The following is a 14,878-nucleotide window of genomic DNA, read 5'->3' as shown; positions in this document are numbered from 1 at the left end:
TATATTTGTAAGTGTGACGCTAAGCATAAACAAAAATTGGCACTCGCTTAAAGGCAGGTATTCCACATTTTGGATCGATCCTTGCCTTGAAAATAGCATTGACTTCGGGATAAAACATAAAAGCAGTTCCTTGTCGCACGGAACCAAAAATAATCTCAACATTTTCCATTTTGCCTGCATCACCCTGTACCGTGACGCGCTGATGCTCTGGCAATCCTGCTGTTTCAGCATCGGCTGAATGCATTAAAATACAATTACGATGCGGCATTCCCCGATAGCGATCGCCTTCTTTATATACCACAGTATTATGCTGCGAATAACTGCGTCCAGTCATCAAAATTAAGCTAATTCCCCGAGTAGATTCTGAAATTCCCAAGTCTTGTGGCTGAGGTGCGTGCAGTTGGGGTAAAAGCGTAACAAACATCTTGGCTTTACCTGACGGGGTGGCAAATTTAGGTTGTTTAAAGATGCGTCCGCCAATGGTAAATTCTTCTTTGGTTTCGTCAATAGTTGCCATTTGCTCGAAACCAGGGATGGTTTTGGCGATTAATTGACGCACGTATTTTGTATCTTGAAGTTTGCGCCATTGAATCGGATCTTCTCCGTGAAGTCGATGGGCTAATTCTGTGATAAATTCGACTTCTGATATTAAATCTCCGTCTTTAATATGGGTTTTACCTTCATCATTGAGTCGGACAAAATTATTACCAGATTCAGTCGTTGTTTTATGCGGATTTTCAAATCTGTTAAATACTGGAACGATAATTGTATTTTTCTTGGCTAAACCATGAAAGTGTCCTAAATTTGGTTTTGTTGCGAGATAGATAATGGTTTCAATATTACCTAATGCTCGCTTAGCTTGGGTCAAATCTGGATTGGCAGCATATAAATTCCCACCAACACAAATTAACGCATCTACCTCACCCGCATCCGCCGCATCAATGAGATTTCGGGCGCGATAGCCTGGATTGCGATTGAGCGATCGCCCTAATAACTTTTCTAAAGTTTGTTGAATTTCTGGCTTCAATTTTGCCGTGACACCCATCGAGCCAAACCCTTGCACGTTGGAGTGTCCGCGAATCGGCATCGTGCCAGCACCGTCTTTACCTGCATTACCTGTAATTAAGGCTGTATTGGCGATCGCGTAGACGTTATCTACCCCATTTTCGTGTTGTGTCGCCCCCATCGCCCAGGTAAATACGACACCTTTTGAAGTCCCGATAATGCGGGCAGCAGCTTCAATTTCTGCTTTGGAAATGCCGCAAGTGGCTACAATAGTTTTCCAATCAGTCGCAATAGCATAATCTACGACAGCTTTCCAATTTTCAGTCCGATCGCGAAGATAATCAATTTGAATGAAATTCTGTTCGATTAATGCTTTTTGAATCCCCACAAATAAAGCTACATCGCTACCAGGAATTAACTGAAGGTAGAGCGAAGAAATATTCGATCCGGTGAAGAGAGATTTAAGCGGATATGCAGGTGAGGCGAATTTAACTAATCCAACTTCTACAACTGGATTGACAACAATAACTTTACCACCGCGATCGCGCAATTGAATTAATTCGTTCATCAAACGCGGGTGGTTTGCAGGCGCATTTGAGCCAATTAATACTACGCAGTCTGCCTTTTTCAGACTATCTAAACTTACCATTGAAGTGCCGGAGCCGAACATTTCCTTCAAACCCACGGTAGAAGGGACATGACATAGATCGGAACAATCGGCTAAATGGTTCGATCCTAAAGCCCGAATCGCTAATTGCAGTAGAAATGCAGCCTCGTTAGACGATCGCCCCGAACTATAAGATGCTACTCTTTCTGGTGGGTGGCGAAAAGCTGTTTCGGCAATTTGATAAATCTCTTCCCAAGAAATGCGTTCGTAATGAGACTTACCTTCACGTAAAATCACAGGAAAGCTAAGACGACCGAGACGATCTGCTTCTAAAGACGACAGCTGCTGGAGTTCGGTAATCGTGTGGCGATCGAAAAAATGCCGTTCTACTGGGGGCTGGAGTTCGGCGGAAATAGCCTCTACACTCTTCATGCAGCGTTGTAGCGGTTCGTCTAGTTCGTTATGAAATCCGCCTTTTTGTCCGCCCGTTCCCCAAGCACAAGATAGGCAAGAGCTTTTGTGTAATAATGTTTGCCACAGTTTCGGACCCTCTGGAGACAGCGTATGTTCTGCCCAGTACTGGATTACAGGTAATCCACCACCCATTTTTGGAGTGTTATGATTCTCGCCGTTGTGGGTTGAGTGGAATTGTTCCTGTTTTGTCTCTGCGTCCATACAGTTCTCTCCTAGCACGGCTTTAGTGCATCTTATCTTTCAATGTAACGAGAATTACCGAAGATAGAAAATTTCTCTAGGATGATTTTTGTGTGAGAAAGCAGAAAGCAGGCGATCGCTAGGTTATAAAACCGTTCTCAAGTGCGTTTAAATCGCCTCATTTTCTATTTGTACTAATATTCTTTCAGCTTCAGCGCACAATCGATCGTGACACTCACCATTACTAGCAATTAAACCGCCCCATTGACTGACATCTTCTTTGTTATAAATTAAAGGAGTTCCATCAAAGTGTGTTAGTTTTCCTCCAGCTTCTGTAAGAATCAACTCTGGTGCGGCTAAGTCCCAATCTTTAGGGGCTGATTTCCCAGAAAGAGAAATATAAACATCTGCTTGTTGTTCGACAATAGCAGCTATTTTTCCACCAATGCTACCCACACTCTTTTGTTTTTTACATAGTAATTTAGACAAAATTTTCTCTAATTTCTTACCTCTGTGCGAACGGCTCACAACTATTGTAAATTCTTCCATGTTGTGCCGTTGAGAAACTTTTACTTGTTGAATATTGCCATCGCGAGTTTCAACAAATGTTCCGCCTCCTAATGTGGCAAAATAGAGCTTTTCTGCCTCTGGTGCAGCTACTACAGAAAGAACCGGACGACCATCTTTAACCAGAGCAATATGAATTGTATATTCTCCAGTTTTGTCGATAAAATCTCGCGTACCATCTAAAGGGTCAATTATCCAAACCCAAGATTTGGTCGGCTGTGGTGTAGAAGATTTATAGGTTTCTTCGGTAATATAGGCAAATTCTTCCTGTCCCAAGTTAGTTTGCAGGCGATCGAGGATATAACGATTCACGGCTAAATCTGCTGAGGTGACAGGACTACCTTGCTTATCTTTAATGTCTAGGTTGTCTTTATTTTCACCATAATAATAAGACCGGAGAAGATAGGATGCGCCCCAACCAACAGAACGAGCGATCGCGAGAATTTCTTCTAAAGATGGCATGTATTTATAACTGTAATCGTTTTACCCCCATTAATTCTAGTTGTAGAAACGGAAGTCTTGCATCTTTAACTCGAAAATTGCTGCCGCGCTTTACCAGCCAGCTGTTGAATTGCCTGAAGTTCGGGTTCTGGTGTCTGGCTTTCCATTCCCAGCCATAATAAATACTCAATGTTTCCCGCTGGACCCTGGATTGGCGACCAGGTTAAGCCGCGATATTGCCAGCCTAGTTCTCGCGACGTTTGGAGAACTTGAAAAACTGCCTCTGCTTGGTCGTTAGGATCGCGCACGACTCCTTTTTTACCAACCCGCGATCGCCCAACTTCAAATTGAGGTTTTACTAATAATATCGTCTCGCGAGGCTCGCTGAGAAGTTGCCACAATGCAGGCAAAACTTTAGTTAAGGAAATAAATGATACATCAACTACGGCTAAATCTGCCAGTTCTGCATTGCCATATAATTCTTCTGGGGTGAGATGGCGTAAATTCGTCCGTTCCCGCAATACGACACGCGGATCGTTACGCAAGCGCCAATCGACTTGTCCGTAACCGACATCGACACCGTAGACTTGTTTTGCACCTGCTTGCAATAAACAGTCGGTAAAGCCTCCTGTCGATATTCCCCCATCTAAACAAATTCTATCTGTTACAGAAATAGCAAAATCAGCTAAAGCTTTGGCAAGTTTTTCTCCCCCTCTAGACACATATGGCGATCGCGCTTTAATTTCAATTTCAGCGGTAGTCTCAACCTCCGTACCCACTTTATCAATAACTTGCCGATTGACCATCACTTCCCCCGCCTGAATCAACCGTTGTGCTTGCTGGCGAGAGGCACATAAATTTAATTCCACTAATAAAGTATCGAGTCGTTGTTTAGTCAAGGCAATTCACTCTTGTGGTAATATCAATGCCTTTGATTAGTAAATCTTTCAACTCTAGTAATTCTTCCATAGCTAGCGCCTCAAATTCTATCCATCTCTATTGCGATTAATTCAGAATATTATGCTAGATTTTCTACTGCTTTTATTGCCACGGCGATCGCATTACTAACTGTATCTTCTTTCTGTTCTAATAATACCTCTTCGCTACTCGTACGCTGAGCAACAACAGCACATATACAAGCCGCTGCAAATTTATAAACTCCTGCCATTTTAAACAGCGTCCCGGATTCCATTTCATAGTTAAGTATATTCAGCCGTCTATATTCTGCTGTGATGCCTTGTAGCGATCGCATTAAATGCGGATTAGCAGAATCGACTCGTTCCTGTCCTTCATAGAATGTATCCACCGATGCTGTAATTCCTAAATGATACTCTACTCCTAACTCCCGTGCTGCCTGGACTAAAGCCACCGTGAGGAAAGGATCGGCAGCGGCGGGATATTCTACAGGTGCAATATCATTCGCTGCACCCTGGCGACACAAAGCCGCCTGACTGATGACAACACTTCCTGCGGGTACGTAGTCTTGAATCGAACCGCAAGTACCGACGCGAATAATTTGCCGAATTCCCAACTGTACTAACTCATTTACCACAATACTTAGGGAAGGCGCACCCATCCCACTTGTCGCCGCTAAAAGCGATCGCCCATTCGCTAAATTGCCGATATAACTATTTAAACCGCGATTTGCTGACAACAAGCGATCGCCCTTTAAATAAGTTTCAGCGATGAAACGCGATCGTTCGGGATCTCCCGACAACAGCGCTATTGTAGGGGGTACAGTACCCAAGTCGTCTTGCTCAAAACCTAAGTGATACAGAGGCTTACTAGTCATAATAAACTCGCTAAGGTTTATGTCACCGATCCCCCAACCCCCTTAAAAAGGGGGCTTCTGATTCCCCCCTTTTTTGGGGAACAGTCAGGTAGCTTTTGCTCAAACTCGCCAAAACTGAAAAAGGGGGCTTCTGATTCCCCCCTTAAAAAGGGGGGTTAGGGGGGATCGAGATCTAACACTTCAAGTGCGTAACTCCACACCAGTATTTTTACCATCTCATCATCTTCGCGATCGCCACCAACTACGGGAAAATTAGCTAAATTTCCCTAGTTTTGCTATGGGCATTGCAGGAATCTCAAGGTTACGGTTGTACAGAATTTACTCTTACGGACAAGATCGTTCCTTTACATAGGCGGATTAGCATGAATTACAAAGCAGAAACCGAAAATTTTCTTAAAAATTTAGAACGAGTTGCTCAAGTGAGGGTAGAAGTTGCTAACTGTTTGGAACAGATGGCAGAAACGATCGAACTAGCAGAACTAGAAGGAAAAATCTCTTCTGGTGGGCTTGGTTTAACTAGCCAGTTAGAAGACATAAAAGCGGTAGAAAATAATTTACGCCAAGGAGTATTTCGGCTTTTGGTTTTAGGAGATATGAAACGGGGTAAAAATAATTTCTTAAATGCTTTAATTGGCGAAAACTTATTACCTAACGATGTCGATCCATGGACGGCTATCTTAGCGATTTTACGTTATGGAAAAGAGAAGAAGGTTACCGTTTATTTTAACGACGATACAAAACCTGAACAATTAGATTTTCAGCAATTCAAACAAGCTTATACGCTCGCTTCTTCAGAAGCAAAACAATTAGAACAAGATGAGCAACAAGCATTTCCTAATGTTAGCCATGCGCTAGTTGAATATCCTTTACCCTTATTAGAAAAAGGTATAGAAATTATTGATAGCCCTGGTTTAAACGATACGGAAGCTCGATTAGAAGAAACTGGCTTTCCCGAATTTCTAGGTTCGTTAAATACATTTCTAACCAAAGAAAGAGCGATCGCGCAACTGCGACAAGCAAGAACTATAGCGCGTCAAGCCTATACTCGCACTCACGAAGCGATCGAGCGTCGCATTCCTTTATTAGAGCAAGATGTCGATCGATTAAAACGCAAAATTAATTCTGTAGAACCGGAATTTAAAAAGTTAACTGGCATTCGCGATCGCTTTCAACAAGAAATTCGTAGTACGAGGGATATTCAAGCAAAAGGAATTGCTGACTCATTTCGTAACTATATTTTAAATCTGGGCAACACTTTTGAAAATGATTTTCTTCGCTATCAACCGGATTTGCAACTATTCGACTTTTTGAGCAAAAACAAGCGCGAGGCTTTCAATGCAGCACTACAAAAAGCCTTCGATCAGTATATTAACGACAAATTGTCTAATTGGACGTTGAGTACTGAAAAAAGCTTAAATACAGCCTTTGCTCAACTTACTGTTAGCGCGGCTCGATGTGGCGAATTCTATTCTCAAATTACTGAAGAAATAACTGAAAAAATTACCGAACAAAAGGTCGTAGTTAATTCTAATAGTACGGTTGAAGATGATAATACACCTGCTTGGACGAAATGGGCAATGGGATTGTTTTCGCTTACTAGAGGTAACTTATCTGAGGTAACGATGGCGGGTGCAGGGTTTGACTGGAAAAATAGCTTATTGAACTATGTTGCTGTCATTGGTATTAGTAATATTATTTCTGCGGTAACAAGAATCTTTTTGGAACCATTAGAATTAGCATTAATTAGGTTAGACGTGGGTTTTGTGCAAGCAGATCGAGCGCGTCAAGAATTAGTCAAAATGACTGAGAACGAATTAATCAAACATTTACCACAAGTAGCTAGCGAACAATGGCTTCCTGTATATAACGGCGTGAAAGAATATTTTGATGCTTACGCACGAGAAGTAACTAAGCGGATCGAAGATGATATTAGATCTCGAAAATCCGAACTAGATAATTTAGTCAAGCAAAAAGAAACGTTTGAGATAAATCGGGATGCAGAAGTGCAGCGCTTGCAAAAGCTAGATGGGGAAGTTGCAGTAAAATCACAACAGATTGAAAGGATATTTCAAAAATTATCGATCGCTTCAGCATGAAGATAGCTCATTTATACTTAAAATTGTTTGAGGATAGGTTTACCCAACTATTTATCTGAGATAAAAAGCGCAAAAATTAAGATGGAATATGGAACAAAAATTCAAGCTCGAAATGAGGAAATCACTGCCCAAGTAATGAGTTTTTCTAACGATATATCACTTACAGATTTATTTCAACAGCATCAGTTGCAATTGATTAATCGGGTTGTGGAAAATTTGGATTTGGTAATTAGACAGTAGGGCGTGTTAATTAACGCACCCTACTACTTGTGGTGCGTGGCGCGACAACGCACCTTACTAGTTGATACCATTAGCAAAAAGAGCGATCGCATCTCTTCATCAGATTTGCAGAAACACTATGGCAAAGCGTAAGAAAACCAATCTCCAGTGGATCAAAGAAACGCTTGAACTAAAGCCCGACCATCGTTGGGAAGCACCATCAAACTACAAAATCTTTGTTGCGGATCGGGGGGCTGTTCGCTTTAACGTTCCCCACAATTGGGTTTTTGAGCCACAAGAAAGTTCGTTCAAGTTCCGCGATCGCAAACCGCCTAACGATGATTGCTGTCTGGAAATGTCTTTCAACCACCTGCCACCGCGTGACTGGAGCTTATTCCCACTAAAATCTACCTTGAAGAAGATTGTAGAAGACGACAGCCGCGACGTTATCGCTAAAGGAGAAATTATTACCCTCAAGCGCCAAACCGCCAGGATTGTGTGGACGGAGATTAAGTTTATCGACACCCAGGAAGAACCACGGGAAGCTTTTTCGCGGACTTGCATCGGTCTGGGTTCAAACGTTCAATGCTTGATTACATTCGATTATTGGGCAGACCAAGCCGAACAGCTAACACCCGTTTGGGATGAAGTGATGCGATCGCTCACTTTAGGGTTGTATATCCGCGACCCCATGACTGGTCTGGCTTTCCCAGATTAACCACAGGCATGAATCGCAAAAACATACCGTAGGGGCGCATAGCTATGCGCCCCTGCAATTATTGCGCCCCCCTACATAGTGTTCTGTCAGCGGACGGCTTTGAGGGCTTCGTATAGCAAGCTGTATCGCCCGAATGCTGCCTCGTATGCAGGATTTGCTTCTGGCTGTACGACTTTACTATCTTGGGGCAAGATCTCAAATGCCACCTCCAAATTTGGATAAGCGCCAACTCCTACCATTGCTAGAATAGCGGCTCCATAAGCGGCTCCTTCTTCCGAAGCGGGAGCAATCAGTTCTGCTTGTAAAATGTCTGCTAAAATCCGCAACCAAGTGTTAGATCTCGCGCCTCCACCCGTTGCCAAGAGTTGACGAACGGGCGTAATCTCACTGACGATCTCCATTGCCGTTCGCAAGCTAAATGCAACCCCCTCTAAGACGGCACGAACCAGATCTGCCTGTGTATGAGCCAACGACAGGTTAACCCAAGCCCCGCGAGTATCAGGATCGAGGTGGGGGCTGCGTTCTCCAGCTAAATGGGGGAGAAATAACACCCCACGCGCACCAGGTAGCGATCGCTCTGCCATCTCCATCAAATCGGTAAAGGCAAGCTTTGAGGCAAATGTATCTTTGTACCAACGCAGCGCCCCACCAGCCGCTAGTGTTACTCCTAGTAAGTGATATCCACCGTCAGCATGGCAAAATAAATGCACTCGCCCTTCAGGATCGGGAATCGGGCGATCGCACGGGACAAAAATAACTCCTGACGTGCCGATACTGAGACTGCCTCGGTTTAAATGACGAGACGAAATACCCAAGCCAATCGCCGCCGCTGCATTGTCGCCACCACCCGCAACCACAGGTAATCCAGCAGGTAATCCCGTACGACTAGCTATTTCCGATTTCAACCGTCCGGCGATCGCGGTAGACTCAACTACAGCAGGAAATAGGCGTGGCTCGATTTTCAGGGCATTCAGTATGTCTGCATCCCATTGTCTCTGCGCCAGATTCAAACATCCCGTACCGGATGCGTCCGAAGGCTCTGTCACTGCCTCTCCTGTCAGCACGTATCCGAGATAGTCTTTTGGCAAAAGAATCTGCTGTAGGCGATCGTATGCTTGCGGTTCGTCTGTCTGCAACCATACTACCTTTGGTAGTTGGAATCCCGTAATGGCTGGATTTCCTGTGCGTTGAATTAACTCTTGTCGCCCAATTGCAGTTTCAATTGCATCAACCGCTTTACCCGTGCGCTGGTCGTTCCACAAAATAGCCGCTCTAATGACTTTACCATCTGCATCCAGCGGCACCATGCCATGCATTTGTCCAGACAAACCCAAGGCGATCGCTGGGTGTCCGTTCAATCTTTGCGTTAGTTCTGATAGAGCATCTAAACTAGCTGCAACCCAATCAGTAGGGTTTTGCTCAGTCCAACCTGGTTGTGGCGTTAACAGGGGATAGCTTCTTGTCGTCTGAGCGATCGATTTCCCTTGAAGATCGACGGCGATCGCTCGTACCCCTCCCGTACCCAAATCTAAACCGATAACAACGTCAGCCAACCGCTTTTTCCCAAATTCACAAATCCTATCTTAGCGATTTTAGAATGGCGATCGATTTAAGCCCAGTATAGAAATCAAATATTACCGCTGAAGCCAACGCCAATAATAGCGATTCCACTGATAAATTCCCTGAATTTCATACTCCATACCCGTATTTATTAAACGAATGATGCAACTAGTCATAATATCTTCACCATTACAAACCTCGTTAACTTGAAGCACGGTACAGACAAACCATTGACGGCTGCAAGGTCCTTCATCTTGAACCCACTCCCACAAAGCATTAGAGACCTCAATGCGATCGCCTACTTTCAATTTCATTGGCGGTTCGTCATCAATTTCTACATATTTTTCAAAATGAGATGGTTCGATCCGATTGAGCCAAGATAAGCCAAAGCGATCGCGAATAAATTGGACGCTACCCGAATCTCTCTCTTGCAGCCAATCGTTCATTAATTGAACTTTCCAAGGTCGATTCTGTTGCTCTTTTTCCCTCACAAACTGTAAAAAACTTTGTCGTTGTTCGAGAGTCAATTCGTCTAGAGGATTTATTTCCTGCCACTCTTGACGATTACTATTTCCCCCCCCTTCGTTGTACAGCGATTCCAACACCACTTGCCGCAGAATTTGTTGCTGCTGTGGATTCAAAGGGCAATTTATGGCATCGCAGCGGGCGATCGCTGCTTGCAAGGCTGCTTCTATCTCACCTGGAGTCATAGCCAATAGCACGTTACTGCTAATTTCTATTTTCTTAATTATTACAGAGGGGCGAGGAGTGAGGAGCGAGGAGTGAGGAGACAAGGCAGAGGGGGGAGACAAGGGAGAATAATTACCGTCAGCTGTCAACTGTCAACCAATTCCCATTACTAACTACCAATTACCACTGGTCACTGATAACTGGTCACTGGTCACTGATTAGGGTAAGCTGAGGTTTTATAGCAGTCTTACTTGAGTTATAAACTTATTGTTATGGTGGTTGACAGTTAACTGTTAACAGTCAACCGTCTTCACGGAGTGTAGCGCAGCGTTTACCGCCAACAAACAACACCCAAAATTTACGAATCATTTAGGATTGCTATAGTCCCGATTATGATTACAGTTAAAAATATGCGGCGGATTCTGGCTTTAGTTTTCTCTTGCTTTGTGGGAGCGATCGCCTGGTTTAGCGCCTGGTTATATATACCCCCTGCTCATGCCCTGACTCAAATTAAATTAACTAATCTTGATTATCATGAGTGTCCCGCCGAGCTAGCAGCAGGAGCAGTGACAAGTGGTGGTAACACTAGGGCAGCAAAGTGCTTTATCGTCACTGGTAAAGCTGAAAATTCCACGAATAAAACTGTTTATGATGCTGATATTTTCGGACGAGTTTATGATGCTAATAACGACCCGATGATTCAAAACCGTACTCGTCTGGGTTCAATTCCCGAAATTCCACCAGGAGTTAGCGATTTTGAAATGCGACTCTCCGTTCCGGCAAATCAACCTCTACCTTTACAGTTGAAACAATTTAAAGCAGCAGGTTTTGCTGCCCAAATTCGTAAATAAGGTGTCATTCGTCATTCGTCATTCGTCATTCGTTTGTAACAATAATCGTGTAGGATGCGTTAGGTAATTGCTGGAATGCATCCCAATCAAATAAAGTTGTAAGGGCATGTTACGCCAACATACCCTTACAAAAATGTTTATACTCTGGGTTAACTGCGAGCGATCGCTAATTGATTCGCGACCAATGACCAATAACCAATCACAATTAAAAACCCATTGTCGGAGATCCACTCAGTCCACCGACCAAACTACCCGCCAAATTGAGTAAAAGGATTGCCAAGATGGGAGAAATATCAATCCCACCTAGAGGCGGGATAATTGAGCGAAACAAGTTTAAGTAGGGGTCTGTAATCTGGCTCAACGCTGCAAAAGGCTGATTGTACCAGTCAATACTGGGGAACCAGGTCAGCAAGACCCGAATAATAATGAGAACAGAATAAATTTGGATGAAGGTTGCAAGTGTATTTACAAGTAGCTGGGTTGAACTCATAGATGGGTAACTTTCCTGTCAAATATCAATAGCCACAATTCTTTTCAATCTAACCGATCTTTGCGACTAGCAAAGGAGGGAGCTGGTTGATGGTGACATCATCCATTAGCATTAGCAACCCGAAATAGAATAATACTATTCTAGGGCGCGATGTCTTCTTCTCGGTGCGGGACACGCTCGGAATCCCCTACCCGCTCCCCATTGACTTGTCCTAACGTCAAGCGTACTTCGTCAATTGTCTCATTCAACTGGGCAATTTTATCTTCTAAGCTGCGGCGAGCGATTTCGATACTCTGTTCTGAAGCAGCTTTAAATTGTCGCCGCGATCGCCTGTTGTTAGATCCGGCTAGATTGGCATTGCGTCGATCTGGATCGGCTGCTTGTTCTGACGATCTTTGGGTAACTAGTAGTGCGCCGATCGCGCCTCCTAACACGCCTCCTACAATCGTCCCGGCGATAAATCCAGTGCTAAATCCATCACGCTGACTCACAATCTCACCATCCCAAAGAATACGATCCCAGCTGCATCTTACCTTATGTGCTGAACCTTATGTACCGAAGGTGCGATCGCCTGCGTCTCCCAATCCTGGCACGATAAATCCTTGGCTATTCACTCCCTCATCAATGGTTGCAGTATATACAACCAAGCCGGGATACGCCACACTTAATTTTTGTAAAGCTGGGGGAGCGGCAACAATGGAAATTATTCGTGTTAGCGCCGGATCGACTCCACGTTTAGTCAGTTCGCTCATTGCCATCGTAATCGAACCTCCCGTTGCCAACATCGGTTCGGTAATCAACACCCGCGTCCCAGGTGGGAACTGAGCTGGTAATTTATTCAGATAGCAACTTGCTTCTAACGTCTCTTCATTACGCACCAAACCGAGATGGTAAATCGATGCTATAGGTAGTACAGTTTGCGCTGGCTCTAGCAATGCTAACCCCGCTCGTAAAATTGGGACGATCGCGATCGGCACTGTCGGATTAATCATCGTTGCCGGACAAGTCGCTAGAGGCGTTTGCACGGTTAATTCCTCTGTTGGCAACCATTCACGTACTGCTTCGTAGGTCAACCATCGTCCTAGTTCTGTCATTGCGCTTTTAAATAGCACAGAAGGAGTATCAGCATCGCGAGCAACACCCAACCAGTGCTGAATTAACGGGTGGGGAGGAACGTAAACGCGCAGTTGCAATGTCATGAATCTCTAGAAGGCAAGGTGATGCAATTGTTGAATCATCATACTCTTTTTCAGTTATCAGTTATTCAGTTATCAGTTATCAGTTGTCAGTTGTCAGTTGTCAGTTGTCAGTTGTCAGTTGTCAGTTGTCAGTTGTCAGTTGTCAGTTGTCAGTTGTCAGTTGTCAGTAGTAGAAACGCAAAATTTATCGCCTTTACATCAGGTAGGTCATCTTGGCAACAGTTGAGAATATTTTTCATTAGTATTGACATTTATTCTCAATCGAGTTTATATTGTTTCTCAAGTGTTCTCCTCTCTTTAAGGATCGGCAGACGGGATTGGTCAGCAAGTGCGGCTAATCCCCATTTTTTTAGGGGTGAGGAGCGAGGAGCGAGGAGCGAGAGACAGAAAAGGTACACTATAAATTTAGTAAAGACTTTTCAACTGCTAACCTCATGCCTGCCGTTCTACCTGCCGCTAACCCTCACCCCTCACCCCTCACTCCTCACTCCTCATTTGATGCCATCATCATCGGCTCAGGCATTGGGGGATTGGTGACAGCAACTCAACTAGCAGCCAAAGGCGCTAAAGTCCTAGTATTAGAGCGCTACTTGATTCCTGGTGGTAGTGCGGGATACTTCGAGCGAGAAGGCTACCGTTTTGATGTTGGGGCATCAATGATTTTTGGCTTCGGGACGCAAGGCACGACCAACTTACTGACTAAAGCCTTAGCCGCAGTTGATGTGAGCCTGGAAACAACTCCCGATCCCGTGCAAGTTCAATACCATTTACCCAAAGGTTTAGACTTAAAAGTTCACCGCAATTATGAGAAGTTTTTGCAAGAACTGACAGCCTATTTTCCCCACGAGCGCCAAGGCATCCGCAAATTTTACAACGAGTGCTGGAAAGTTTTCAACTGTCTCAACAGTATGGACTTGCTATCGTTAGAAGAACCTCGGTATTTGACGCGAGTTTTCTTCCAGCATCCTTTATCGTGTTTGGGGTTGGCTAAGTATTTGCCTCAAAATGTCGGCGATGTGGCACGACGCTACATTAAAGACCCACAGTTGTTGCAGTTTATTGACATGGAGTGCTACATCTGGTCGGTCGTACCTGCCGATATGACACCGATGATTAATGCAGGGATGGTGTTTTCAGACAGACACTATGGCGGGATTAATTACCCTAAAGGGGGTGTGGGTCAAATTGCACTGAAATTAGTAGAGGGGTTAGAAAAGGCTGGCGGGAAAATTCAGTATGAAGCGAGGGTAACAAATATTCTGACTGAAAACGGACGTGCGGTAGGCGTGCAACTGGCATCAGGAGAAGTCTATCGCGCCAAGCGCGTTGTTTCTAATGCAACTCGTTGGGATACATTTGAAAAATTACTGCCAGCCGAGAAAATGCCTCCCTCGGAACAGAAATGGCAACAAAGATATCAAAAATCTCCTGGTTTTCTCAATTTGCACTTAGGAGTTAAAGCAGATGTGTTAGCACCAGGAACGGAATGCCACCATGTTTTATTAGAAGATTGGAGCAAGATGGAGGCAGCAGAAGGAACGATTTTTGTTTCGATTCCAACTTTATTAGATTCCCAGTTAGCGCCTGATGGATATCATATCGTCCACACTTTTACCCCCAGTTGGATAGAGGACTGGCAAGGGTTATCGCCGACTCAGTACGAACAGAAGAAAGAAGATGCAGCTGGACGTTTGATCGATCGCCTCGAAAAGATTTTTCCTGGTTTAGATGCGGGTTTAGACTATATGGAGGTAGGCACGCCTCGCACTCATCGCCGCTTTTTAGGACGAGACGACGGGACGTATGGACCCATACCTCAGCGTAAGTTATTGGGATTGTTAGGAATGCCGTTTAATCGCACGGCTGTACCTGGATTGTATTGCGTTGGTGATAGTACATTTCCAGGGCAAGGATTGAATGCAGTCGCATTTTCAGGATTTGCTTGCGCCCATAGAATTGCCGTAGATTTGGGTTTGTAACGGTACAAAT

14 protein-coding genes are annotated in these 14,878 nt (G+C 44.3%); 5 read left to right on the top strand and 9 right to left on the bottom strand.

What is annotated here, in order from left to right; all coding sequences use genetic code 11:
- Window positions 1-19: 19 nt before the first annotated feature.
- From QH73_RS25755 to QH73_RS25740, 4 genes are all read right to left on the bottom strand, one after another.
- Window positions 20-2,287, bottom strand: coding sequence for an FdhF/YdeP family oxidoreductase (locus QH73_RS25755; RefSeq protein WP_039713831.1), 2,268 nt, complete (start codon window positions 2,285-2,287; stop codon window positions 20-22).
- A gap of 147 nt (window positions 2,288-2,434) precedes the next feature.
- Window positions 2,435-3,295: a 3'(2'),5'-bisphosphate nucleotidase CysQ family protein gene (locus tag QH73_RS25750; protein WP_039713832.1), complete on the bottom strand. Its 861-nt coding sequence runs from the start codon at window positions 3,293-3,295 to the stop codon at window positions 2,435-2,437.
- 65 nt (window positions 3,296-3,360) lie between these two features.
- Window positions 3,361-4,173, bottom strand: coding sequence for a TlyA family RNA methyltransferase (locus tag QH73_RS25745; RefSeq protein ID WP_039713833.1), 813 nt, complete (start codon window positions 4,171-4,173; stop codon window positions 3,361-3,363).
- Between the two features lie 119 nt (window positions 4,174-4,292).
- Window positions 4,293-5,066 (bottom strand): nucleoside phosphorylase, encoded by a 774-nt coding sequence (locus QH73_RS25740; protein ID WP_039713834.1) that lies wholly within the window; start codon window positions 5,064-5,066, stop codon window positions 4,293-4,295.
- Between the two features lie 362 nt (window positions 5,067-5,428).
- On the opposite strand from QH73_RS25740, the gene QH73_RS25735 reads away from it, so the two are divergent.
- The 3 genes from QH73_RS25735 to QH73_RS25730 all read left to right on the top strand — a co-directional run bounded on the left by QH73_RS25735 (window position 5,429) and on the right by QH73_RS25730 (window position 8,099).
- Window positions 5,429-7,162 (top strand): dynamin family protein, encoded by a 1,734-nt coding sequence (locus QH73_RS25735; protein ID WP_039713835.1) that lies wholly within the window; start codon window positions 5,429-5,431, stop codon window positions 7,160-7,162.
- Between the two features lie 243 nt (window positions 7,163-7,405).
- Complete coding sequence (locus QH73_RS29035; protein ID WP_286194200.1) at window positions 7,406-7,534, top strand: hypothetical protein; 129 nt, start codon at window positions 7,406-7,408, stop codon at window positions 7,532-7,534.
- Entirely contained in the window at window positions 7,521-8,099 is a 579-nt protein-coding gene (locus QH73_RS25730) for an Alr1449 family protein (RefSeq protein ID WP_039713836.1), read from the top strand. The genes QH73_RS29035 and QH73_RS25730 overlap by 14 nt, the downstream gene beginning before the upstream one ends.
- 86 nt (window positions 8,100-8,185) lie before the next feature.
- Here the strand turns inward: QH73_RS25730 and xylB are convergent, their stop codons facing one another.
- Window positions 8,186-9,652, bottom strand: coding sequence for a xylulokinase (gene xylB / locus QH73_RS25725; RefSeq protein ID WP_039713837.1), 1,467 nt, complete (start codon window positions 9,650-9,652; stop codon window positions 8,186-8,188).
- Between the two features lie 81 nt (window positions 9,653-9,733).
- Window positions 9,734-10,369: a hypothetical protein gene (locus tag QH73_RS25720; protein WP_039713838.1), complete on the bottom strand. Its 636-nt coding sequence runs from the start codon at window positions 10,367-10,369 to the stop codon at window positions 9,734-9,736.
- A gap of 372 nt (window positions 10,370-10,741) precedes the next feature.
- On the opposite strand from QH73_RS25720, the gene QH73_RS25715 reads away from it, so the two are divergent.
- The gene (locus QH73_RS25715; protein WP_374189073.1) at window positions 10,742-11,200 is read left to right on the top strand and encodes a hypothetical protein; all 459 of its coding nucleotides are present in this window, start codon (window positions 10,742-10,744) and stop codon (window positions 11,198-11,200) included.
- A gap of 205 nt (window positions 11,201-11,405) precedes the next feature.
- On the opposite strand, the gene QH73_RS25710 is transcribed toward QH73_RS25715, so the two are convergent.
- The 3 genes from QH73_RS25710 to upp form a co-directional block, all read right to left on the bottom strand.
- Window positions 11,406-11,690: a YggT family protein gene (locus tag QH73_RS25710; RefSeq protein ID WP_039713839.1), complete on the bottom strand. Its 285-nt coding sequence runs from the start codon at window positions 11,688-11,690 to the stop codon at window positions 11,406-11,408.
- A gap of 140 nt (window positions 11,691-11,830) precedes the next feature.
- A complete protein-coding gene (locus tag QH73_RS25705; protein WP_015156462.1) occupies window positions 11,831-12,181 on the bottom strand; it encodes a ssl2009 family thylakoid membrane protein in 351 nt (116 codons plus the stop codon).
- A 57-nt stretch (window positions 12,182-12,238) separates the two neighbouring features.
- Window positions 12,239-12,889: a uracil phosphoribosyltransferase gene (upp, locus tag QH73_RS25700; protein ID WP_039713840.1), complete on the bottom strand. Its 651-nt coding sequence runs from the start codon at window positions 12,887-12,889 to the stop codon at window positions 12,239-12,241.
- 434 nt (window positions 12,890-13,323) lie between these two features.
- Here upp and crtH point away from each other — a divergent pair, with 434 nt between their 5' ends.
- On the top strand, window positions 13,324-14,868 hold the full coding sequence (crtH, locus tag QH73_RS25695) for a carotenoid isomerase (RefSeq protein WP_039713841.1): 1,545 nt from the start codon (window positions 13,324-13,326) through the stop codon (window positions 14,866-14,868).
- The last annotated feature ends 10 nt before the right edge of the window (window positions 14,869-14,878 follow it).

Source organism: Scytonema millei VB511283, assembly GCF_000817735.3.
GTDB lineage: Bacteria > Cyanobacteriota > Cyanobacteriia > Cyanobacteriales > Chroococcidiopsidaceae > Chroococcidiopsis > Chroococcidiopsis millei_B.
The sequence above is the reverse complement of the archived record's forward strand: the minus strand, read 5'-3'. Positions and strand labels throughout refer to the sequence as shown.

Excerpts from the sequence above, each read along its gene's own strand:
- crtH (WP_039713841.1), top strand. The coding sequence starts at position 13,324 with ATGCCTGCCGTTCTACCTGCCGCTAACCCTCACCCCTCACCCCTCACT.
- upp (WP_039713840.1), bottom strand. The coding sequence starts at position 12,889 with ATGACATTGCAACTGCGCGTTTACGTTCCTCCCCACCCGTTAATTCAG.
- QH73_RS25715 (WP_374189073.1), top strand. The coding sequence starts at position 10,742 with ATGATTACAGTTAAAAATATGCGGCGGATTCTGGCTTTAGTTTTCTCT.
- QH73_RS25740 (WP_039713834.1), bottom strand. The coding sequence starts at position 5,066 with ATGACTAGTAAGCCTCTGTATCACTTAGGTTTTGAGCAAGACGACTTG.
- QH73_RS25720 (WP_039713838.1), bottom strand. The coding sequence starts at position 10,369 with ATGACTCCAGGTGAGATAGAAGCAGCCTTGCAAGCAGCGATCGCCCGC.
- QH73_RS25710 (WP_039713839.1), bottom strand. The coding sequence starts at position 11,690 with ATGAGTTCAACCCAGCTACTTGTAAATACACTTGCAACCTTCATCCAA.
- QH73_RS25730 (WP_039713836.1), top strand. The coding sequence starts at position 7,521 with ATGGCAAAGCGTAAGAAAACCAATCTCCAGTGGATCAAAGAAACGCTT.
- QH73_RS25750 (WP_039713832.1), bottom strand. The coding sequence starts at position 3,295 with ATGCCATCTTTAGAAGAAATTCTCGCGATCGCTCGTTCTGTTGGTTGG.
- QH73_RS25735 (WP_039713835.1), top strand. The coding sequence starts at position 5,429 with ATGAATTACAAAGCAGAAACCGAAAATTTTCTTAAAAATTTAGAACGA.
- QH73_RS25755 (WP_039713831.1), bottom strand. The coding sequence starts at position 2,287 with ATGGACGCAGAGACAAAACAGGAACAATTCCACTCAACCCACAACGGC.